Below are 22,087 nucleotides of genomic sequence, written 5' to 3' on the forward strand. Positions count from 1 at the left end.
TTTTCTAAAAAATAAAAACGCTTTCCCTTCTGTATAGAAAAATATGCCTCTTAACTACTTTAGTCTTTAAGCTTTACGCTTAGTCTGCTTTGGTCTTTCAGCTTAATTAGCTATTTTTGAACTTTTAATATCATTCATGAGCATATCCACCAAGTACAATCCTGCAGAAACAGAAGATAAATGGTATAGCTATTGGCTATCGAAGAAATTTTTTCATTCAGAACCCGATGAGCGCGAACCTTACACTATTGTAATTCCACCGCCAAATGTTACCGGTGTACTACACATGGGGCACATGCTTAATAATACCATTCAGGATGTTTTGATCCGTAAAGCCCGTATGCAAGGTAAAAATGCATGCTGGGTTCCTGGTACCGACCATGCTTCTATTGCTACCGAAGCAAAAGTGGTGGCTATGTTAAAGGAAAAGGGGATCAATAAAAAAGACCTTTCTCGTGAAGAATTTTTAAAATATGCCTGGGAGTGGAAAGAGAAATATGGTGGTATTATTTTAGAGCAGTTAAAGAAATTAGGCGCAAGCTGCGATTGGGACCGTACCCGTTTCACTATGGAAGAAGATCTTTCTGAAGCGGTAATCGATTCATTTATCCATTTGTACAAAAAAGGTTGGATTTACCGTGGTATCCGTATGGTTAACTGGGATCCGGCTGGTAAAACGGCTGTTTCTGACGAAGAAGTGATCCGTAAAGAAGTAAATCAGAAATTATATTATATTAAATACCTGATTTCGGGGACAGAAGACGAGTTTTTAACGATTGCGACCACCCGCCCGGAGACGATCATGGCAGATGCGGCGATCTGTATTAACCCGAACGACGAACGTTTTACGCATTTAAAAGGTAAAAAGGTTTTTGTGCCTTTGGTTAACCACGAAATTCCGGTTATTGAAGATGAATATGTAGACATTGAATTTGGTACCGGTTGTTTAAAAGTTACACCAGCGCACGATTTAAATGATTATGAGCTTGGTGTTAAACACAATTTGCCGGTTACCGATATTTTAAACGATGACGGGACCTTAAACGAGCTGGCTGTTATTTTAGTGGGTGAAGACAGGTTTGTGGCCCGCAAGAAAATTGCCAAGATGCTCGAAGAAGCTGGTCATTTAGAGAAAGTTGAAGATTATAAATCGCAGGTTGGTTTTTCTGAACGTACCGATGCCGCTATCGAACCAAAACTTTCGATGCAATGGTTTGTGAAAATGAAAGAAATGGCCCAACCTGCTCTGGATGATGTTTTGAATGGCGAGGTAAACCTGATCCCGAATAAGTTTGAAAATACCTATCGCCACTGGATGGAAAATGTTCGCGATTGGAACATTAGTCGCCAGTTATGGTGGGGCCAGAGGATTCCGGCCTGGTATGATGATAAAGGAAACTGGGTGGTTGCCAAAACCAAAGATGAAGCTTTAGAAGAATTCTGGAAGAAAAAACACCTTGACGAAAACTGTTCGGATGCTGAAAAAGCTGGATTTAAACATCAGTTAGAGCCATTTTTAAGACAGGACGACGATGTGATGGATACCTGGTTCTCGTCATGGTTATGGCCGATTTCGGTTTTCGATGGTTTTAAAGATCCAGATAATAAAGACATTAATTATTACTACCCAACCAATGATCTGGTTACTGCACCAGAGATTTTATTCTTCTGGGTGGCCCGTATGATTATGGCCGGACATGAGTTTATGGGCAAAAAACCATTTACCAATGTATATTTAACAGGTATTGTACGCGATAAGTTAGGCCGTAAAATGTCTAAATCATTGGGTAACTCACCCGATCCGATCGGTTTGATCGAAAAATATGGTGCGGATGCCGTTCGTGTAGGGATGTTAATGTCATCTCCTGCCGGAAATGATTTAATGTTCGATGAAAGTTACTGCGAGCAGGGACGTAATTTCGCCAGCAAAATCTGGAATGCTTTCCGTTTGGTAAAAGGGTGGGAAGTTGATGAAAATCTGGCAAACCCAAATACCCAGGCCATTTCCTGGTTCGAAAACCGTTTTAACGAAGCTTTGGTAGAAATTGAAGCTAACTTTAAACAATACCGTTTATCGGAAGCATTAATGATTACCTACAAATTGGTTTGGGATGATTTCTGCGCCTGGTATTTAGAGATGGTTAAGCCGGCTTACCAACAGCCGATTGATGCCGGAAGTTATAAAGCTACGATAGCCTTTTTCGAAAACATCATCAAATTATTGCACCCTAATATGCCTTTCTTAACAGAAGAATTATGGCATGATGATTTGTTTGCTGAACGAGGAGAAATGGATTGCTGCATTGTTGCTGAATTCCCGAAAGGGGGTGCTTTTGATGAGAAATTGTTGAAAGAAGCAGAAGTAATTAAAACTGTTGTTGCCGAAATCAGAAATGTAAGAAACCAAAAACAGATTTCACCTAAAGAGGCATTACCTTTAAGTATTAAGGTAAATTCTGATTTGGACTACGAGAAATGGTTAAACATTGTTTTCAAACTGGCCAATGTAGCCGAAGCTGAAATTGTGAACGATAAAATTGCTGGCGCAACAGCTTTTATGGCTGGTAAAGATGAATTTTTCATCCCACTAACAGAAAATGTTGATGTAGAGGCAGAACGCGAACGTTTAAATGTCGATTTAATCTATCTGCAGGGCTTTTTAAAGTCAGTTGATGCTAAATTAAGCAATGAACGTTTCGTACAGAATGCAAAACCAGAAATTATTGCAAACGAACGCAATAAAAAGGCAGATGCAGAAGCGAAAATTAAAATTATTGAAGAAAGTTTGGCGATTTTAGGATAACAATAACTTTACAGACGCTGCGATCAGCATCTTTCCTGCTACTATATTTAGACCCTGAAATGAATTCGGGGCGACGAATCTCCCTAAAAAGCCTTTCAGATTATCTTCTGAAAGGCTTCTTTACTTATAGCTGATTAAAATTACCTCATTAACAATTAATTATTTCAAACGTTTTCCTAGTATAGCTGAAACCATGCGATTACCTTAAAAACCAGTTTTATGGGTGTTTATTTAAGTTTATTGCAGTGGCTATCTATTATTTTAATATAAGGTTTCAAAAATATTACTTATGAAAATTTAAGGTTTGCTTTTATTAACCATATTTTAGATTTTGTTAAAACGATCTACCGGATCGAAAACTATTTAAGTGATCATCTAACCTAATATCCTCAAATGGAAAATTCCAGAAGAAAATTTATTAAACAATCAGCAGTATTTGCTGCAGCTACATATGTAGGTACGATGGGCATGAGTGCCAAAAGTTATGGGCGCATTATTGGTGCAAATGATAGGGTGCGTGTTGGTGTTGTTGGATTTTCTGACCGTTTTAAAGATACCCTTTTACCGTGTTTCCTGAACCACAATAAGGAATTGAATTTCGATATTGTTGGTCTTTCCGATTTATGGAATTATCGCAGAGATCTGGGAATTGCCCATCTAAAAGCAAAGTTTGGACATGATATTAAAGCCTGTCGCAATAATGATGAGCTTTACGCCACCAAAGATCTCGATGCGGTAATTATCAGTACGGCCGATTTTCAGCATGCTTTGCATACCATCGAGGCGGTAAAAGCCAGTTGTGATGCCTATGTAGAAAAACCTTTTGCCGAAACCATGGATGATGCCAAAGCTGCATTAAAAGCCGTTAAAGCCAGCAAACAGATTGTGCAGATTGGTTCGCAGCGAAGGAGTGGAGAGAATTACACCAATGCAGCTAAATTTATCCAGGATGGAAAATTCGGGCCGATAACCGCCGTAGATTTAGTTTGGAATGTAAACCAGCCGGGCAGGTGGCGCAGACCAGATTTGGTAGCCAAATTAAAAGAAGAAGATATCGATTGGAAACGTTTCTTACTTAATCGTCCAGCCGAAGCTTTCGACCCAAGAAAATATTTAGAATACCGCTTGTTCTGGCCTTATTCATCAGGTATGCCTGGTCAATGGATGAGCCACCAGATTGATACCGTACACTGGTTTACCAATTTAAAACATCCACGGAGCGTAGTTGCCAATGGAGGCATTTACACCTGGAAAGATGGCCGCAGAAACTGGGATTCGATGGTTGCTGTGTTTGATTATGGTCAGCCTGATACCACCGATGGTTTCCAGGTAACTTTTACCTCACGCATGCAAAATAGTGTTGGCAGTACAGGCGAGGTATATTATTCTAACGGTGGCGAACTGAATTTAATTACCAATAAAGTCTCGCCAAAAGGAGGATTAAGACAAGAAGAGGCAGCAGCCATGGGAATGAAAGCCAATCTTTTACCAGAGTTTGATTTAAGCAAAACCGAAATTAAAACAGCTACAGGAGCTAATATGGGGGGCGATGCCTTAACCTCTGGCCACATGCGCAACTGGATGGAATGTGTACGAAGCCGTAATACACCAAATGCACCTGTTGAAGCTGGTTATTCGCATTCTATTGCCAATATCATGACCAATGCTGCGGTAAGAACAGGTGCAAAAGCCACTTTCGATGAAGGAAAACAAGAAGTAATGGCAAACGGAAAAGTATTTAAATATTAGATTACCGTCATTGCGAGGAAGAATGACGAAGCAATCTTTTTTGCTTAACAAATTATTATTTAAAGGTTCAGTATAAAATGGGCCTTGCCATAAGTGAAAAACAGAAAATCCCTAAACCTATCATGTTAAATATCAAAAAATACAGTATCCTGGCCCTATCCCTGATCAGTTTATCAGCTGCTGCCCAAAAGGCAAAACCCTTATTTGATGGTAAAACCCTAACCGGTTGGAAAGCCGTTGCCGGTGCAGCTCCATACAAAGTTGAAGATGGTATGATTGTGGGTGCTATGACCAAAGGCACACCAAATTCTTTCCTGATTACCGAAAAAGAATATGGCGATTTTATCTTAGAACTGGACGTGAAACTGGAAGGCGAAACCACCAACTCAGGCATTCAAACCCGTAGCCATATTAAACCTGAAGGTAATAATGGTAAAGGTTTGGTTTTTGGACGGCAGGTAGAGATAGATCCTACACCAAGAGCGTGGACAGGAGGGATTTACGATGAAGCCAGAAGATTGTGGTTGTATCCATTGGAGCTTAACCCATCAGCCAAACCCTTGTATAAAAAGAATGAATTTAACCATTACAAAATCGAATGTATTGGTAACGAAACTAAAACCTGGGTAAATGGTACCCCCGTTGCTTATGTAATCGATACGCTCGATAAAACGGGTTTTATTGGTTTGCAGGTTCACGGAATTGGTAATAATTTAGAAAATGATGGCAAAAAAGTATATTTCAAAAACATCAATATCCAAACGGAGGGTTTAAAAGCCAAAACTTTTCCAAAAGGAATTTATACGGTTAATTTAACGCCAAATACTTTATCTGCTTACGAAAAATCTGAAGGTTATAAATTATTGTTTGATGGTAAGAGCAATGCAGGATGGATTGGTGCTTATAAAACTACTTTCCCTGCTAAAGGCTGGAAAATTGCCGATGGTGTAATCAGTGTAGAACCATCAGGTGGTGCCGAATCGACCAACGGAGGCGATATTGTAACCAAAGAAGAGTATGCAGCTTTCGATATGTCGTTCGAGTTTAAACTTACACCTGGTGCCAATAGTGGCGTAAAATACTTCGTTACCTTAAGTGAGAAAAATACAGGCTCGGCCATCGGACTGGAGTACCAGGTTCTGGATGATGTATTACATCCTGATGCAAAACTGGGGCGGGATGGAAACCGTACACTGGCCTCATTATACGATTTAATGACGGCTAAGAAAGAGGCCCGTTACCTGCGCCCAATCGGAAGCTGGAACAACGGCCGTTTAGTGGTTTATCCGAACAATAAAGTAGAACATTATTTAAACGGGGTAAAAGTTTTAGAATATACACGAGGCTCAGAAGAATTTAAAAAATTGGTTGCCATGAGTAAATATAAAGATTGGAAAAACTTTGGTGAGGCACCAAAAGGACACATCTTACTACAGGATCATGGCAATAAAGTAGATTTCAGGACCATTAAAATTAAAACTTTATAAGGCTAAGCGTTTATTTGTTCGAAAATGGGCGTTGGTGAAACATGGCAGCCTGCAGTCCCGCTTTCGCTGATAGTCCTCGCTGCGCTGCGGGCTATTTAGCTCAATCGGGTTTATGATTAGCGGTTTGTACAAGGAACCGAGCCATAAGCACTGAAAGAAATTAAACAGCCCCGACATACGCGAAAATACTTTTTGTTGCATTTTCCGGTAAAATAGCAGGTACCGTCAACAAAAAGATTGCAGCATTGGCGGGAACAATCCTTAAATAGCAGCAAAGGCTGTGCGCTCCAAATAAAATAAAAAAAATAAAATATTTAAAATATCATGCATCGTCGATCTTTTGTTAAAACATCAGCTTTAATTGGCTCTGGTTTATTTTTGGGTAATCAGGGTTTTGCAAATTTAGTGGCTGATGAAATCATTAATGTGGCCATGATTGGTTGTGGCGATCGGGGCAAAGGTGTGTTGTCGGTTATTAAATCCATGCCTTCAAAGTATAACATCAAAGCCTATTGCGATTTACTCGATTTTAGGCTTAAAGAAACCGAAAAATATGTTCCTGCAGATGCAAAAGCCATTAAAGATTACCATAAAGTGCTGGATGATAAAAAAATCGATGCGGTTTTTATCGCTACGCCCTTAAGCGAGCATTTCAGAATTGCTAAAGATACGGTACTGGCCGGTAAACATGTGTATGTAGAAAAAACCATGACCTACAATATTGCCCAGGCACTTGAACTTAAAAAGCTGGTGAAACAATATCCCAATCAGGTTTTTCAGGTGGGATATCAATACCGTTATTCGCCTTTGTACTTTAAGGTGAAAGATATGATCCAAAGCGGTTATTTGGGTAAGGTTACGCAGATCGATTGCCGTTGGGACCGCAATGGCAACTGGCGCAGGGCCGTGCCAGATCCGGTTTTAGAACGTAAAATCAACTGGCGGATGTACAAAGAGTATTCTGGTGGTTTAGCTGCCGAACTTTTATCGCATCAAATCGATTTTATCAACTGGGCATTCGAAACACAACCAGATGAAATTATGGGATCAGGAGGTATAGATGTTTTTAAGGATGGCCGCGAAACTTATGATAATATTCAGGCCATTCTCCGTTATAATGAAAAAGGGATGATCGGGAATTTTGGAGCTACTTGTGGCAATGCCCATGATGGTTACCTGTTTAAGATAAAAGGCACTAAAGGTTCGGTTTCTTTGCTAACCAACACAGGTTTGTTTTATCCTGAACAAAGTGCCAAAAAAGATCTGGGCATTGTTGATGGCGTAACCGGAGCAACTAAAATTGTGGTGAATAAAGACGGTGGAATCCCGATTTTAGACAAAGCCACCCTGGATGGTACCAATTATGCCCTTGATGAGTTTTATAATTCGATAGCCACCAAAAAAGAACCCGCATCAAATATCAATACCGGCACCCAGGCAGCCATATGTGTGGCCATGTGTAACGAAGCCATTTATAGTGGTAATAAGCAGGTTTGGAAGACTGAATATAGCGTATAGGAAATAGTCATCCTTAGGGATAATTTATGGTATAAAAATCAATATTGATGGTATAAAAATCCTAGCGCAATGATAAGCCGCCAAAAGTCGTCATTGCGGGAAGGCTTTTTCAGCCGACGAAGCAATCTTACAACTATGGGTTATAGCGATCGTTGTAAGATTGCTTCGTACCTCGCAATGACGAGTGTTTTTTTATGTCCGACAATGGTAGCGCTTAGCATTTTGCAAATACATTGGAGGTTTAATGACCGTGCGTATAATCGTCATTGCCAGCTCGACTGGGAATCGTAATGCAAGCGCTTTAAGATTGCCGCCTGCGCAGGAATGACGACCATTCTTTAGAATCGTCATTGATAGGGATAATTTATGGTATAAAAATCAATATTGATGGTATAAAAATCCTAGCGCAATGATAAGCCGCCAAAAGTCGTCATTGCGGGAAGGCTTTTTCAACCGACGAAGCAATCTTACAACTATGGGTTATAGCGATCGTTGTAAGATTGCTTCGTACCTCGCAATGACGAGTATTTTTTTATGTCCGACAATGGTAGAGCTTAGCATTTTGCAAATACATTGGAGGTTTAATGAGAGTACGTAAAATCGTCATTGCCAGCCCGACTGGCAATCGTAATGCCTTGGTAGGGGTTGCGGGTTGCATTAAGATTAGCTTCGCTGAGCACTTCGTGGTTCCCGCTTGCGCAGGAATGACGACCATTCTTTAGAATCGTCATTGATAGGGATAATTTATGGTATAAAAATCAATATTGATGGTATAAAAATCCTAGCGCAATGATAAGCCGCCAAAAGTCGTCATTGCGGGAAGGCTTTTTCAGCCGACGAAGCAATCTTACAACTATGGGTTATAGCGATCGTTGTAAGATTGCTTCGTACCTCGCAATGACGAGTATTTTTTTATGTCCGTCAATGGTAGAGCTTAGAATTTTGCAAATACATTGGAGGTTTAAAATTGGGAGGTTTTTGCCGCTATTGACGGTCGAATAGCAGCATTCAGAAAACTTCCTTAAAATGGCTGTTATCCTGAGGTACGAAGGATGTTTTTAACCGGTTGCCAATCTCTCGCTAAAATTTAACGCTGTGTTTCTGTGGTAAAAAACTACAAGCCCAAATAGTCAGGCATTTCCTGTACAAAGTTAAACTTACCTTTCTCCAGATCCATCTTTGCATAAACGTGTTGCAAACCATTGGTTAATACAATCCATTTGGCCTGGTGGATAGAATTATACCGCGATGCCTGATCGAAAACCGATGGTGTGATTTTTACCTTTGGTGCCTTGCATTCAATCAGCATCAGTTTTTCGCCTGCGGTATTGTAAACCAAAATATCGCTACGCTTTTGCAACTGGTTCAATACCAGGCCACCTTCAATCTGGATCAAGGTGCGCGGAAATTTCTTTTCTAAAATCAGGTTCTGTATAAAATGCTGTCGCACCCATTCTTCAGGCGTTAACACCAAATGTTTCTTTCTGAGCTCGTCAAATATAAAAACCACATCATCTTTTTTGGTAATTTTAAACGGATAGGGCGGAAGATTAAGAGGAGTAGGATTGAACATTTTATCAGTTGGCAGTTTCCAGTTATCAGCTTGCAATTAGCAATTAAACAATTCATCAATTATTAAGGATCCAAAGTTAGTTAATTTTGGTTTAGGCTGGTAAATCTCATATCTAATGTCTATAATCTACCCTCTTTTAAATTATAAACATTTACCCAAATCCTTAAAGCTAAATCGTAATTTTACGGTCAATGACTGCTGCCGAAATTATTAAAGATATCAAAGCCCGAAAATTTAAACCTGTGTATTTATTACATGGAGAAGAATCGTATTATATCGATCAGGTAACTGATTATATTGAAGATAAACTGCTGAACGATGCTGAAAAAGGTTTCAACCAGACCGTTTTATATGGGAAAGATACCGATATGGCTACCGTTTTAGGCGCTGCCAAGCGCTACCCGATGATGTCGGATTACCAGGTGGTGATTGTTAAAGAAGCGCAGGATTTAAAGTGGGGCAAGGAAGATTCGAGCAGTAAGGAAGGCGAATTTGTACTCAATTATTTCGAAAAACCCCTGCCCAGTACCATTTTGGTATTGGCCTTTAAATACGCCAATTTCGATAAACGCAAAAAAATCTATAAAGCGATCAATAAAAGCGGACTGATTTTTCAATCAGATCCTGTGCGCGATTATAAACTGGTACCCTGGATTGAAGAATTTATCAAGGAAAAAGGTTATAAAATTGATCAGCAGGCATCGGCGTTAATGGCCGAATATTTAGGAACCGATCTTTCTAAAATTGCCAACGAGATCGAAAAACTAATGCTGAACGTTTCAAAAGAAGTGACGATCAATACCGATCTGGTTCAGAAAAATATAGGCATTAGTAAAGAATACAACGTTTTCGAATTGCAAAAAGCACTGGCTATCCGCGATGTATTAAAATGTAATAAAATTATCAACTATTTTGCCAGCAATCCTAAAGCCAACCCAACAGTAATGGTTTTGGCCAACTTAGGCGGTTATTTCACCAAGCTCTTAAAATACCACTATATTCCAAATAAAGCCGATGCCGCATCGGCCTTGGGCGTACCTCCATTTTTTATCAAAGATTATGAAGTTGCTGCACGGAATTACCACACAGGCAAGGTTTTTCAGGTAATTAGCTTGCTCCGCGAATACGATTTAAAGAGCAAAGGTTTAGATAGTACCGGAAATGTGGATGATGGCGAGTTGTTAAAAGAACTCGTTTTCAAAATTATACACTAATCTTTTTTTCGCAAAAGCCAGTTTGATATTACCTGTCAAACGTTTGCGCAATTTTTCCGTATTTCATTGTAATTAAATATCATTATTTTAGAAATTAATACCTCACACGGGTGCTAATCTTTTCTAAACAACCAAATGAAAACCAAAATTACAATCGTCCTGTTACTGCTGTGCTTTTCTACAGCAAGCTTTTCACAATCACTAAAACCCTATAACCTTTCTTTTCCTAAACTCGCCAACAAATGGGATGAAGCCATGCCTTTAGGAAACGGCATGCTCGGTGTTTTAATCTGGGGAAAAAACAGTAAACTGCGTCTATCTTTAGATCGTGCTGATTTATGGGACGAGCGCAAGGCGCTTGATATTTCAAAACTTACTTTTAAATGGGTAGAAGAGCAGGTGCATCAAAATAATTATGCTGCCGTTCAAAAAATAGGCGACGAACCTTATGATAACAGTCCATACCCAACTAAATTGCCGGCTGCGGCGATGGAGTTTGATATTTCAAAGTTCGGGAAGGTTATATCGAATGAACTGGATATTGAAACAGCGCTTAATACGGTGAAATTCGACAATGGTACTGTTTTTAACTGTTATATTCATGCTACAGGTGCACAGGGATATTTCAGTTTTGAAAACCTTAATTCCATCAACATCCTCCCCGATTTAATTGTACATAATTATGCCAATAGCCTCACCGAAAAAGGCGATAACAGCCATTCAGGTGGAGGTTTACAGAAGCTGGGTTATGCAAAAGGAACCGTTATCAATACTACAAATAGTATCCGTTACCACCAGCCAACCTATCAAGGGCATTATTATGAGGTTTTGGTACAATGGAAAAAGGAATCAAATGGTAATGTAACCGGCTCATGGACCATCAGTAATGATGAAACCGCTTCATTACCAATTATTCGTACTGCGGCTAAAAAACCTAAGGATTGGAAAACACACACGAAGTGGTGGAAAGATTTCTGGAGTAAATCCAGCATTTCTGTTCCGGATAGTATGATCCAGAAACAATACTATTTAGAAATGTACAAATTAGGTTGTGTGGCCAGAAAAGGTGCACCAGCAATTACGTTACAAGCTGTTTGGACAGCTGATAATGGCAGTTTACCGCCATGGAAAGGCGATTTTCATAACGATTTAAACACCCAGCTGAGCTATTGGCCAACTTATACCGCAAACCGTTTGGCAGAAGGCGCAACCTTTACCGACTGGCTTTGGAAAATAAGAACAAAAAACCTGGATTACACCAGCCAGTATTTTGGGGTTACCGGTTTAAATGTTCCGGGAGTAATTACCTTAAATGGCGATCCAATGGGCGGGTGGATCCAGTATTCGCTTTCGCCAACCGTAAGTGCGTGGACCTCTCAGCACTTTTATTGGCAATGGAAATACAGCATGGACAAGGTATTTCTTAAAAAAAGGGCATATCCTTATATTCATGACGCAGCCACCTATCTGGAAAATATAACGCGTTTAAGAAATGGTAAACGCACATTACCCCTTAGCTCTAGTCCGGAGTATAACGATAACAGCATTAATGCCTGGTTTTTAAACTGGACTAATTTTGATTTGTCTTTGGCTAAGTTTCTATTTAGCGCCGCTGCCGAAGTAAGTAAAGCAAAAGGTGAAATGGAGGAGAGCAAACATTGGTCTGAAATCCTAAGCCAGTTACCAGATTATGAAATAAACGCAACAGGTTTTACCATAGCGCCCGGTTCAAATTTAACCACTTCGCACAGGCATATGTCGCAATATATGGCCATTTATCCCCTCGATTTGCTCGATGTTAACCAGCCGAAAGATAAAACCATTATTGATAATTCTTTAAAACGTTTGGAAGAAATTGGTACACGGGCATGGTGTGGTTACTCCTTTAGCTGGATGGCTTCTTTATATGCAAGGGCTTACCAGGCCGATAAGGCTGTGAAACAACTGGAAATTTTTGCTTCGAATTTCTGTTCGCCCAATAGTTTTCATTTAAATGGAGATCAAAAAGGAGGGCAGTACTCTGGTTTTACCTACCGTCCATTTACGTTAGAGGGTAATTTCGCTTTTGCACAAGGTGTGCAGGAATTGTTATTACAGAGCCGAAAAGGTTACATACAGGTTTTTCCGGCAGTGCCAAAAAGCTGGGGAAATGTTTCTTTTAATGACTTACGCACTGAAGGTGCCTTCTTAATAAGCGGAAATAAAGAAAATGGTGTGCCAACAAAAGTGAAAGTGTATGCCGAAAAAGCAGGTGTACTTAGAATTAAACTTCCCTTTAAAACTTATGTGGTAAAAGACCTTCCTGCCGGAACGGTAAAAATGGGAGAGGACGGAATTGCAGAAGTGAAACTCAAAAAACGGCAAACCATCACCTTCGAAAACGGTTACGAATAAAGTTCTAACTCATTAGGACCATCCTAAAATGCCAGTGTTATTTATAAAACCTGCCAATCAAACAATTATAAACATATAAAAAAATACTATTTTCAGCCTTTTTAGTTCTTTCTTACTGTTGCTTCATGCCCACATACGTTTGCCAAATATATTGAGCAGTAATATGGTGTTACAACAAAAATCGACAACAAAACTTTGGGGATGGGCTTCGCCTGGTGAAAAATAAAAATGACCACATCCTGGGATAATAAGGTTACAGAAGTTAGGACAGATGGAAACGCCAATTGGGAGAAAACTGCCCGAAATCAAAAAAGTTAAGAAAAAAGCAGAGGGGGTAAATCATCCCGGAACCCCCCTCTTATGGTCATCTTTAATATCACAGTTAGATTATAACTAATGAGCAGACGTTTTATCCCTATCGGTCTAACTCGAGGTATTTAGTTACCCGTGAATATTAATTTTATGATTATACAAACGTACGCTACAATGAGGTGTATTAAAATAGACAATAGGTGAAGGGGGATAATTACTCCATGAATGATTGATTAGTATCCATGAACGCGATATGTTTGCGATGAAACCCGACTCATATTTGTGCCATCCTGTTTGTAAAAGAAATAATTTGTGATATTTTGGCTAGATAACGCGGACTATTAAATTAATTAATAGTTTTATGGGATTATAGCTATATCCCTCCATGAAATTTATCCTCATTCTTTTTCTTGCCTTCACCTGTACTTCTATTGTTGCAAATGAAAAAATCCAATCCACTGTTGATAACAGGGTAGAACTGTTAAGCATTGTTTTTCGCCTGGCTGGTAACCCGGAATATAATATGAAGTTTGCCAAAAAATACATCAACGAAATTCACACCTATTTCGATCCATACAAAACTGATGCGGTAATTGGTTTTGCGAAAAAGCTTGCCGAAGAAAAAAATATGGGCTTCTCTAAAGTGATGTTTTTAGCGACTCACCTTAAGTATTCAAATCATAAATTTTCATTAATCAGAGAGAAAGAAAGTAACTTAACCGGTAAATGGGACAAAGCTGATGCCGTAAAATTTGTTGGTTTATTGAATGATTTTTACCATTTATCAAAATTTGAAATCTTTTTTAATAACCATCAGGCATTTTATAACGAGGCCACCAAACAGTTTGATTTATCTGTAAATGAATTTGATCAGAAATGGTACCTGGATTATTACGGCGATTATGAGGTAGATTATCAAGTAGTTTTAGGGCTTGGCGATGGCGGAGCAAATTATGGCCCCAGCGTTACCCCAATTGGCAAAAAAAGGCTGGTTTATGCCGTAATGGGTTCGTGGACTTTTAATGCTGCAAGTGAGCCGCTTTTTCCGAAAGAAACTTACTTAAGCTACCTTATTCATGAGTTTAACCATTCATTTGTTGATCATATCCTGGAAGATAATACCAACATCGAGGCGCAATTTAAAAAGAGTGGGGAAGTTTTATTGGAACAGCAAAGGCATGAAATGAAACTCGAAGGCTACGAAGACTGGCATAGCCTGATCAACGAATCTTTAGTAAGGGCATCGGTGGTTCGTTATATGATTGATCATAAAAATGCAGATCAACTGGTAGAGGAAGAAATATTAAAGCAACAGAAAAAGGGATTTTTATGGACGGAAAGGCTGGTTACCCTACTTGGTGAATACGAAGCCTCGAGAGATATTTACCCAACCTTTAAAAGTTTTTATCCAAAAATTATTGCGTTTTTTAATGCGGAGGCGCAGCAGTTAAAACATTAGCCCAGCGTTAGTTTTACAGGGGGCAGCTATTTCTGCCTGCCCCGGTTTTACATCTTATTTTTGCCCTGATATAACCATAAATGGCCTGCATAATTCATTTCCATCTTTATCCGTTATGGTTTCAGCCATTTCCTGTATCTCGATGTTCACAAATCCGGTTTGTTTAAAAAGCAACTTTACTTCATCCATTTCATAAAATGTAAAATCAAGCTGTGTCCACGGAAGGTGTGCGCCAAAGTTTTTTTCAACAAAGGCAAGGTTTATTGTTCCTTTCGGTTTTAATGTACGGTAAATTTCTGTTAGATATTGTAAAGGATCCGGCCAGAAATAAATGGTATTCACGGTAAAACAAGAATCAAAGAAATTATCCTGAAAATCAATCCTGTTATCGGTTCTTTTGATCAATTTTATGGTATTTCCTTCAGCTTGATAAGTAGAAAAGGCTTCCTTTGTTACAGATTCAGCTTCAAAAATGCCTGAATAACTGATGTTTGCTCCCTTTTGAAAAAGGTAAGGAAGATGTTCCGTACTGTCCGGGCCAATTTCTAATACTTTTGCATCAGTTTCCAGCGCTAATTTTTCTAATAATTTAAAAATAATGGTGTTTTTTGCTGTGAGGGCATTGATATTTATTTCTTGGGTTAATGTATTCAGGTCTGCCTGCGCCTCCATGGTATAGGTTATTAATCTCTCGCAATTCATTTCGCAATTCAGGCAAAATTGAAAAATAGCTGCCCTACACTTTTACACAAAAGGGATTTTCTTTTACAGAAAATTGAATTGTTGATAACCGTATTCTATTTGTTCGGCTTTTTTTATGATAATTGCCATTATGGGAATTAATGTTGGCAAGGATTACGGGGCCTGGAAAAAGGTAGGGGGCAGTTTTAATGATCTTCCCGGCCGGGGTGGTTTGGTTACAGAAAGGAAAGAGAAGTACAATTTTTCTTTTAGCGATGCCGAATTGGTACAGATCAATATTCCTGATATTTATATCGTATACGGCGACATCATGTTTAAACAACATCAAATGTATTTTCGCCCCACTTATGATGTTCCCGATATGATTAAACTGCGTTTTACCCTATCAGGTAGCGGAACCATATTTAATAAGGTAAATAAACAGCAATATCTTTTTAACTCCAATCAGCAGAATATTATTTATATGCCTGAGCTGGATGGTACCGGCGAATATGATACCAACCAGCATTATCGTTTTTTTGAGGTGCATTTTGCTAAGGAAAAATTTCTGCAACTGGCCGAAAACTCGACCAATGCCTTGCAAATCCTCGCTGATTATGCCGATACCGGACGTTATGCACAAATAGCCGAGCACAACCTGCCCGTTTCATGGGCAATGCAAAATTGCATCCGGGATATTCTTCACTGTGATTATCCGGAAGGATTGAAGCGCATGTTTATCGAATCGAAATGCATCGAACTGCTTGTGCTTCAGGCAGAAGCTTTTGAGCAGTCTATCACCCAAAAACAACCTGCAGCTTTACACTCTGCCTACGATCGGGATTGCCTGTATTATGCCCGCGATTACCTCATCGAGCATATCCACCAGCCACCATCGGTAGCAGAACTGGCTAAATTATGCGGCATTAACGAGTTTAAACTGAAACAAGGTTTTAAAGGCCTGTTTGATAACAGCATATTCGGTTATTTAAGTGATTACAGGCTTAACCACGGAAAAGAATTGTTATTAGAAGGCCGGCCGATCAAATCTGTGGCATTTATGCTTGGTTATTCTTCTGTGCAACATTTCAGCAATGCTTTCAGAAAGAAATTTGCAGTAACACCCGGTAAATTGAAAAGTTAAGGAGTTTGCTGATCTTTTTTGATTTTTCTCGCCCATGGGGTCTGAGCGCTATCCGGATACGGCGTACTTTAGTAAGGTTGTGTTTTTTCAAAGCATGATCGCATAACGCTCCAAACAATTTTTACAATATGTGTTTACGCAATGGACTTAAGGATAGAAAAAAATAATTGTTAATTTTAGGTGATCTCTGATCAATAATAGCCACATACTATTATAAAGCATAGTAATCATGACAGCAACATCGGTTCAGGAGGAAGAAAGCACCCGCAAGGCTCTTTTTATGAAACTTTACCAGGAAGCCTTTCCATTGGTGGCCAGGCACGTAAGTAAAATGGGTGGATCATTTGAGGAGGCTAAAGATATTTTTCAGGATGCACTGGTGGTGTATTATGAGAAAGTACTGGTTTCGGGATTAAAGCTGAAGTATAAAGAGAAAGCTTATTTATTTGGGATAGCAAAATTTTTATGGATCAAGTGTTATAAAGAAAACGACAAGCAGGTTACGCTTAATTCCTCAGATTTTGTTTTTAATGAAAAAATCGATTTGGCAGATGCGGAATACGAGGAAATTTCATCACCTAAACTGATGAATTTACTCGCACATGCCGGACAGAAATGTATGCAATTGCTCAGCGCTTTTTATTACGAAAAGCTTGATATGGAAACACTCGCTGGCCGCTTTGGCTTTTCGGGCGCACGCTCTGCAACCGCCCAGAAATTTAAATGCCTCGAAAAAGTGAAAGAAACGGTTAAAGCAAAATCCTTAACATATGAAGACATCATTGCATGAGCTCCATTTAATTGAGCATTACCTGCTGTCGGACGATAAGGATGGCGAAAACTGCTTGTTCCAAGCTAAACTGATTCTACAACCCGAACTGAAGGAGCAGGTTTACTGGCAAAACAAAACCTACCAAATGGTGCAGAACTATGGCCGGAAGCAGCTGAAAAACGAAATCAATAACATACATGAAACGTTATTTAATACCAGAGAACATCAAAGCTTCAGGCAAAAGGTAATGCGTTTGTTCAGCAAATAATCAATCAATCTTAATTTTATAATCATGCTCCCCAATAAGGAGCAAAGGCATTGTTATGCCGAAATTTTAACCAATATGATGGATATTAACAAAGAGTTCCGCCTTTATGCGGTAAAACACCAGCGTTTAAACAGCCTTTATGTAGATCAGTACATGAGCAGAACACCTGCTTACGCCACGCCTGTTGCCATTACCCCTTATATTACCGAAGAACGGCAGCTAAATGTGGCTCAGATGGATGTTTTCTCACGGTTAATGATGGACAGGATTATTTTTTTAGGCGAAGCCGTTGATGAGCGAAATGCAAACGTAATACAGGCACAATTGCTTTTTTTGCAGTCTGTTGATACCCAAAATGATATTCAGCTCTATATCAATTCGCCAGGGGGATCGGTTTATGCCGGCTTTGGCATTTATGATACCATGCAGTATATCGCGCCCGATGTGGCCACCATCTGCACGGGCATTGCACTCTCTATGGGTTCGGTATTGTTATGCGCCGGGGCCGCAGGCAAACGCTCGGCCCTGCAACATTCCAGGGTAATGATCCATCAAACCTCAAGTGGGGCAGAGGGAACGGCCATTGATATGGATATCAGAATAAAAGAGGTATTAAAAGTGCAATCAGATTTGTACCATATTTTGGCTAAACATAGTGGCCAAAGTTACGATCGGATAAATGAGATTGCCAGTCGCGATTATTGGATGAGTGCCGTTGAAGCAAAAGAATTTGGAATGATAGATGAGGTGTTAACCCGTGAGGCGTAATGTTTTGTTTAAATTTTAAAATATATCAGGTACATGTTGAACCCTGCCAAAATTGAGGGCCAGCTTGTACTTTGAAAGGGGGGTAAAATATGTGTTAACGTACTGATGCCCGCCAGCCGGTTGCCCATACCCTAAAAGACTTGCGCTAATAATGGGTTATTCCAAATCCTCTAATTTATAATCACATTCTGTTTGCAAACCTAAATCGTAAAGTCTCTTGAGTATTGCTTTGTCTTTACCACCATATCTAATGCCTGAAATACATGAAACCAGCATTGCATTAATTGCGCTATTTAATTCATCAGTGGTTGTAGGTTGTTTCTTAAAATAGCAATGTCCATATTCAATTTTAGAATGCTCTATTAAATCTGGTGCCTCTGCTTCAGGTGCACCACAAGTAATACAAACCTGGTTCTCTACATAAAAATCTCCCATAGAATTTTCAGGATACCTTTCTGGTAAGGGAATATCATTATCTTTTGTCATTGTTGAAAAGATCTTTTTAAGGAATTTCATTTAATATTATGATTTTGCAACTTGATGTGTCTTGGTAATTGTAGTACGCCAACAGTTGCCTCAGTTTTTGAGGCAACCTATTAATTCTGCATGATCTGGCAATAATACTATTTGCATTTATACATCCCAAATTTTTGCAGTTCTACTTTAGCTATTGAATCTAATTCTCTGCTTCTGTAGTAATGTAACGCCTGGGCCATAAAATAATTCTGTTCCTTACTGCACTCACATAACGAGGGTGGAGGGATGTTTTTTGCAAAGTCTTTACCTATTGAATCAATCTTTTTAAAAAGTATTGGGTCGTAAATTCCATCATATGGATTGCCTACATCCCTTTTCTGAATTTCTTTTATGGCATCTGTACCCTTATAGCACTCTTGAAGAATACTAAAGAAAACTCTGTCTTTAAATGCATTCGCCAAAATGACATTTAACTGCGTTTTTCAACCAACTTTCACTGAGATACCCACTTTATTACTGAACATTATAATGTTCTTCATTTCCTTTTATGAAACCATATTTGTGCAATTGAGCATCTACCTCAATATCTAAGCGGTTAGATACATCGCCGGCAAGAATTTTAGCTAACCCAATTTCAGGTTTGTAGCTATATTCAGGCTTGCCTTTATCTATTATCATTACCTGATGAAGAATGCCCTCCTCACTTCCTCTAATTAACCACTCACCACCAATTTGTTTACGCATGACCTCACCACAATAGGCGGTAATCAAGAAAACGTATTTTTCCTCAAACTCATCAATGTCCATGATAGCTAATGCCTTTTTCATGGCCTTGCTTATATATCTCAAGCTCTTTATTGAACAATCTAAACTATTAGGTTTTAACAAGAATGCACGTTCAAGCAACTGAGCCGATTGGGGTATCATCTTTCTAAAATCTTCAGTCTTAATACGCAAGTAACTATTAAATGATGCGCCCTTTGGGGAACCGTATTTATCAATAAGAACCTTTTTCTTTTCATTTTTTTCTTCCAACTCTTGGTATTCTCTATAAGTTTTATATAAAATACCATTCTTTTTTTCAAAAACATTTCTTAAAAGTAATCCACCATCATCAAGCATATAATAATCCAAAAATCCTTCCATATCTGCAGGTCTCAAGTCATTTCTTAATATCGCTTTACCAGATTGTATCCAATCCTGACATTGTTTTGATTTTACCTGTACGGCTTTTATTTCATTCATTGTAATTTCATTATTGTACTTCCTCAAAGTCTGGGCCGCTGTTGGGGTTGGTCTGATAGAATCCAATTATAACAAAAAAGAGCCATATTGCTATGACTCCTTGTCGAGCGTGCGAAATTCATACTTCATACTTCCTATTTCCTATTCCGTTCTGTTTTGTTAGTTTTGAGCTTTAAATAAAGAAATACAATGAATCATTGGTTAGTAAAATCAGAGCCTTTTAAATACAGTTGGGAAAAATTTAACGAAGATGGCCGTACCTTTTGGGATGGCGTACGTAATTACCAGGCAAGGAATAACCTGAAAGCCATGAAAGAAGGCGATTTAGTGCTTTTTTACCACAGTAACGAAGGTAAAAACGTAGTTGGGATTGCAAAGGTTATGAGAGAATTTTATCAAGACCCTACTACCGATGATGCCAACTGGGTAGTGGTTGATTTATCGCCGGTAGAAAGCCTGAAAAATCCGGTTTCTTTAGAGCAGATCAAAGCTGAACCCAGTTTGGTAGATATTTCTTTGGTACGCCAGGGCCGTTTATCGGTAATGCCGCTTAAAGCATCAGAATTTGATAAGATCCTGGAAATGAGCGTTTAGTTTTAAGTCCAAAGTCTTGAGTCTGCAGTCCTGAGTCTATTAACCGCAATACTATAAAGTGCTTGGATTTAATTAACCAGTTTACGCATTAACCAACAACTTCAGGTAGCCTTATTTATTGATTATTAAGAAGGTAAGAAAATTAAGATTTTATAAGTAATTTGGCTAAACTGCATGGCTATCAACCATGAACGATCAAACCACAAGTTAGTTTTGAAGATAACCAGGGAAGTCGATTTGCACGGGAAATTGTCATCCTGAACGAAGTGAAGGATCTTATTAAAGTTTTACAACTGAGTATGGTAATTAACGTATGTGGAGCTTAGGTTAGGGGGTTTTCACTATATTCAGAATGATAAACCAGTTGACATTGAGCGCCAGTTAACCGATTAAGCAGTTTATGCAATTAACCAAATGAACCAATAACCAAATGAAAATTCTATTTCTTTCGCTCTGTTTTTTTATGGGTAATCTGTTCTTGAATAGCGTTAAAGCACAGGAATTTATCAATTATCAGGTAAAAGTGGTTTCAGATTCTTTACCTACCTTAAAAGGGACTTTAGAAAAAGTTTCTCCCGAAGGTATTGCTGTAAATGATGGTTATGGGAATTACATTATGCTCCGCTCCAAAAATATCATCAGTATCCGTTTAAAGAAAAAGGGCATTACTACCGGTAAAGGATTTCTGGTTGGGACGCTGGCAGGTGCAGCAATTGGTTCTTTAGCATTTACCGACAATAATAGCTCCGGTAATGAGCAGCTTGTTGTATTTTTAGCCGCTACCACTTTGGGGGCTGCAGTAGGTACAACCTATGGTTTGTTGGCAGAACTTAAAGCTAAAAAATTATTTTTAGAGATTAATAAAGACGAAAAATTGTTTGCTTCCGAATATAAAAAATTAGAAATCTATTCAAAAGCCAACTATATTGATAAGCCATAACTACCTCACATGAAAAACATTTTTTTTGTACTCTTTTTCCTCTCCGCAACGGTTGCCATGGCGCAAAATGTAAAGCCCTTTATTGCCGTTATTAAAACCCAAAACGGTAAGCAAAAGGGGATTTTATATAAGGTAGATTCTGTAAATGTAATTGTAAACCACGATGGCGAATTTATTGCCGTTCCCTTAAACGAAATTAAAACAGTCCAAATCAGAACCATTAAAAAAGGCTTCAAAGGAATAAACCTGATCAAAATGGGGGAAGACAGGGCAGAGGAGTACAAAGTTAATTCGGAAGGTAAAAGGGTAGATAAATGGGGTAGACAAGAGCCAACGTTAAAAGAAGATGCTGCTGCAACAGTTTCTTCGGTTTTTTTTACTGGTCTTGCCAATGCACTAGCGCTGCCCATCCATGCCATTAATCCTAATGTAGCCAGATTCAACTTCAGTCAAAAAGATGGTAATAAATTAAGCCAATTGAGTTATTATTCAATTTATTATCAGGCCAATCCAAATGTTTTGGCGGAATTGCAACAGCTTAAATCTATTTCATCTGCGTTTAAACCTTAAGGGGTATTAGCGTATGTAGTTAGTGCAAAGTCCTTGCAGTCCGGAGTCTATTAATTAGTTTTATAGGCAATTAATAAGGTTTATCCATACGAGAAATTGTCATCCTTGAACGCAGTGAA

Annotated in this window: 19 protein-coding genes; 14 read left to right on the forward strand and 5 right to left on the reverse strand. The window is 38.8% G+C overall.

Translation table 11 applies throughout. The features are described from left to right. Window positions 1–136: 136 nt before the first annotated feature. From R2R28_RS00590 to R2R28_RS00605, 4 genes are all read left to right on the forward strand, one after another. Entirely contained in the window at window positions 137–2,803 is a 2,667-nt protein-coding gene (locus R2R28_RS00590; protein ID WP_316823760.1) for a valine--tRNA ligase, read from the forward strand. A 393-nt stretch (window positions 2,804–3,196) separates the two neighbouring features. Continuing rightward, window positions 3,197–4,552 (forward strand): Gfo/Idh/MocA family protein, encoded by a 1,356-nt coding sequence (locus R2R28_RS00595; RefSeq protein WP_316823761.1) that lies wholly within the window; start codon window positions 3,197–3,199, stop codon window positions 4,550–4,552. 122 nt (window positions 4,553–4,674) lie between these two features. Further along, window positions 4,675–6,039 (forward strand): DUF1080 domain-containing protein, encoded by a 1,365-nt coding sequence (locus R2R28_RS00600; protein WP_316823762.1) that lies wholly within the window; start codon window positions 4,675–4,677, stop codon window positions 6,037–6,039. Window positions 6,040–6,363: 324 nt separating this feature from the next. Next, window positions 6,364–7,557: a Gfo/Idh/MocA family oxidoreductase gene (locus R2R28_RS00605; RefSeq protein ID WP_316823763.1), complete on the forward strand. Its 1,194-nt coding sequence runs from the start codon at window positions 6,364–6,366 to the stop codon at window positions 7,555–7,557. Window positions 7,558–8,671: 1,114 nt separating this feature from the next. Here R2R28_RS00605 and R2R28_RS00610 read toward each other — a convergent pair. Then, on the reverse strand, window positions 8,672–9,130 hold the full coding sequence (locus tag R2R28_RS00610; protein ID WP_316824176.1) for a type I restriction enzyme HsdR N-terminal domain-containing protein: 459 nt from the start codon (window positions 9,128–9,130) through the stop codon (window positions 8,672–8,674). 191 nt (window positions 9,131–9,321) lie between these two features. On the opposite strand from R2R28_RS00610, the gene holA reads away from it, so the two are divergent. The 3 genes from holA to R2R28_RS00625 all read left to right on the forward strand — a co-directional run bounded on the left by holA (window position 9,322) and on the right by R2R28_RS00625 (window position 14,509). Next, window positions 9,322–10,344: a DNA polymerase III subunit delta gene (gene holA, locus R2R28_RS00615; protein WP_316823764.1), complete on the forward strand. Its 1,023-nt coding sequence runs from the start codon at window positions 9,322–9,324 to the stop codon at window positions 10,342–10,344. Between the two features lie 135 nt (window positions 10,345–10,479). Continuing rightward, window positions 10,480–12,738 (forward strand): glycosyl hydrolase family 95 catalytic domain-containing protein, encoded by a 2,259-nt coding sequence (locus R2R28_RS00620; protein WP_316823765.1) that lies wholly within the window; start codon window positions 10,480–10,482, stop codon window positions 12,736–12,738. Window positions 12,739–13,435: 697 nt separating this feature from the next. Further along, the gene (locus R2R28_RS00625) at window positions 13,436–14,509 is read left to right on the forward strand and encodes a DUF4932 domain-containing protein (protein WP_316823766.1); all 1,074 of its coding nucleotides are present in this window, start codon (window positions 13,436–13,438) and stop codon (window positions 14,507–14,509) included. A 54-nt stretch (window positions 14,510–14,563) separates the two neighbouring features. On the opposite strand, the gene R2R28_RS00630 is transcribed toward R2R28_RS00625, so the two are convergent. Further along, on the reverse strand, window positions 14,564–15,181 hold the full coding sequence (locus tag R2R28_RS00630; protein ID WP_316823767.1) for a class I SAM-dependent methyltransferase: 618 nt from the start codon (window positions 15,179–15,181) through the stop codon (window positions 14,564–14,566). A 160-nt stretch (window positions 15,182–15,341) separates the two neighbouring features. Between R2R28_RS00630 and R2R28_RS00635 the strand changes: the two genes are divergently transcribed. From R2R28_RS00635 to R2R28_RS00650, 4 genes are all read left to right on the forward strand, one after another. After that, the gene (locus tag R2R28_RS00635; protein WP_316823768.1) at window positions 15,342–16,334 is read left to right on the forward strand and encodes an AraC family transcriptional regulator; all 993 of its coding nucleotides are present in this window, start codon (window positions 15,342–15,344) and stop codon (window positions 16,332–16,334) included. 229 nt (window positions 16,335–16,563) lie between these two features. Continuing rightward, window positions 16,564–17,124: a sigma-70 family RNA polymerase sigma factor gene (locus R2R28_RS00640; RefSeq protein ID WP_316823769.1), complete on the forward strand. Its 561-nt coding sequence runs from the start codon at window positions 16,564–16,566 to the stop codon at window positions 17,122–17,124. Continuing rightward, window positions 17,105–17,374: a hypothetical protein gene (locus R2R28_RS00645; RefSeq protein ID WP_316823770.1), complete on the forward strand. Its 270-nt coding sequence runs from the start codon at window positions 17,105–17,107 to the stop codon at window positions 17,372–17,374. The genes R2R28_RS00640 and R2R28_RS00645 overlap by 20 nt, the downstream gene beginning before the upstream one ends. A 78-nt stretch (window positions 17,375–17,452) precedes the next feature. Next, on the forward strand, window positions 17,453–18,142 hold the full coding sequence (locus R2R28_RS00650) for an ATP-dependent Clp protease proteolytic subunit (RefSeq protein WP_316824177.1): 690 nt from the start codon (window positions 17,453–17,455) through the stop codon (window positions 18,140–18,142). Between the two features lie 156 nt (window positions 18,143–18,298). On the opposite strand, the gene R2R28_RS00655 is transcribed toward R2R28_RS00650, so the two are convergent. The 3 genes from R2R28_RS00655 to R2R28_RS00665 all read right to left on the reverse strand — a co-directional run bounded on the left by R2R28_RS00655 (window position 18,299) and on the right by R2R28_RS00665 (window position 19,864). Continuing rightward, a complete protein-coding gene (locus R2R28_RS00655; protein ID WP_316823771.1) occupies window positions 18,299–18,658 on the reverse strand; it encodes a ferredoxin in 360 nt (119 codons plus the stop codon). 107 nt (window positions 18,659–18,765) lie between these two features. Beyond that, entirely contained in the window at window positions 18,766–19,080 is a 315-nt protein-coding gene (locus tag R2R28_RS00660; RefSeq protein ID WP_316823772.1) for a hypothetical protein, read from the reverse strand. Between the two features lie 52 nt (window positions 19,081–19,132). Then, window positions 19,133–19,864, reverse strand: a complete 732-nt coding sequence (locus R2R28_RS00665) for a hypothetical protein (protein ID WP_316823773.1) — start codon at window positions 19,862–19,864, stop codon at window positions 19,133–19,135. A 189-nt stretch (window positions 19,865–20,053) separates the two neighbouring features. On the opposite strand from R2R28_RS00665, the gene R2R28_RS00670 reads away from it, so the two are divergent. From R2R28_RS00670 to R2R28_RS00680, 3 genes are all read left to right on the forward strand, one after another. Continuing rightward, the gene (locus R2R28_RS00670) at window positions 20,054–20,458 is read left to right on the forward strand and encodes an EVE domain-containing protein (RefSeq protein ID WP_316823774.1); all 405 of its coding nucleotides are present in this window, start codon (window positions 20,054–20,056) and stop codon (window positions 20,456–20,458) included. Window positions 20,459–20,888: 430 nt separating this feature from the next. Beyond that, window positions 20,889–21,398, forward strand: coding sequence for a hypothetical protein (locus R2R28_RS00675; RefSeq protein ID WP_316823775.1), 510 nt, complete (start codon window positions 20,889–20,891; stop codon window positions 21,396–21,398). Between the two features lie 9 nt (window positions 21,399–21,407). Further along, window positions 21,408–21,968 carry a hypothetical protein gene (locus R2R28_RS00680; protein WP_316823776.1) on the forward strand — a complete coding sequence of 187 codons (561 nt, stop codon included), beginning with the start codon at window positions 21,408–21,410 and terminating at the stop codon, window positions 21,966–21,968. Window positions 21,969–22,087 lie beyond the last annotated feature (119 nt).

The sequence above is a fragment of the Pedobacter miscanthi genome (genome assembly GCF_032678605.1).
GTDB lineage: Bacteria > Bacteroidota > Bacteroidia > Sphingobacteriales > Sphingobacteriaceae > Pedobacter > Pedobacter miscanthi_A.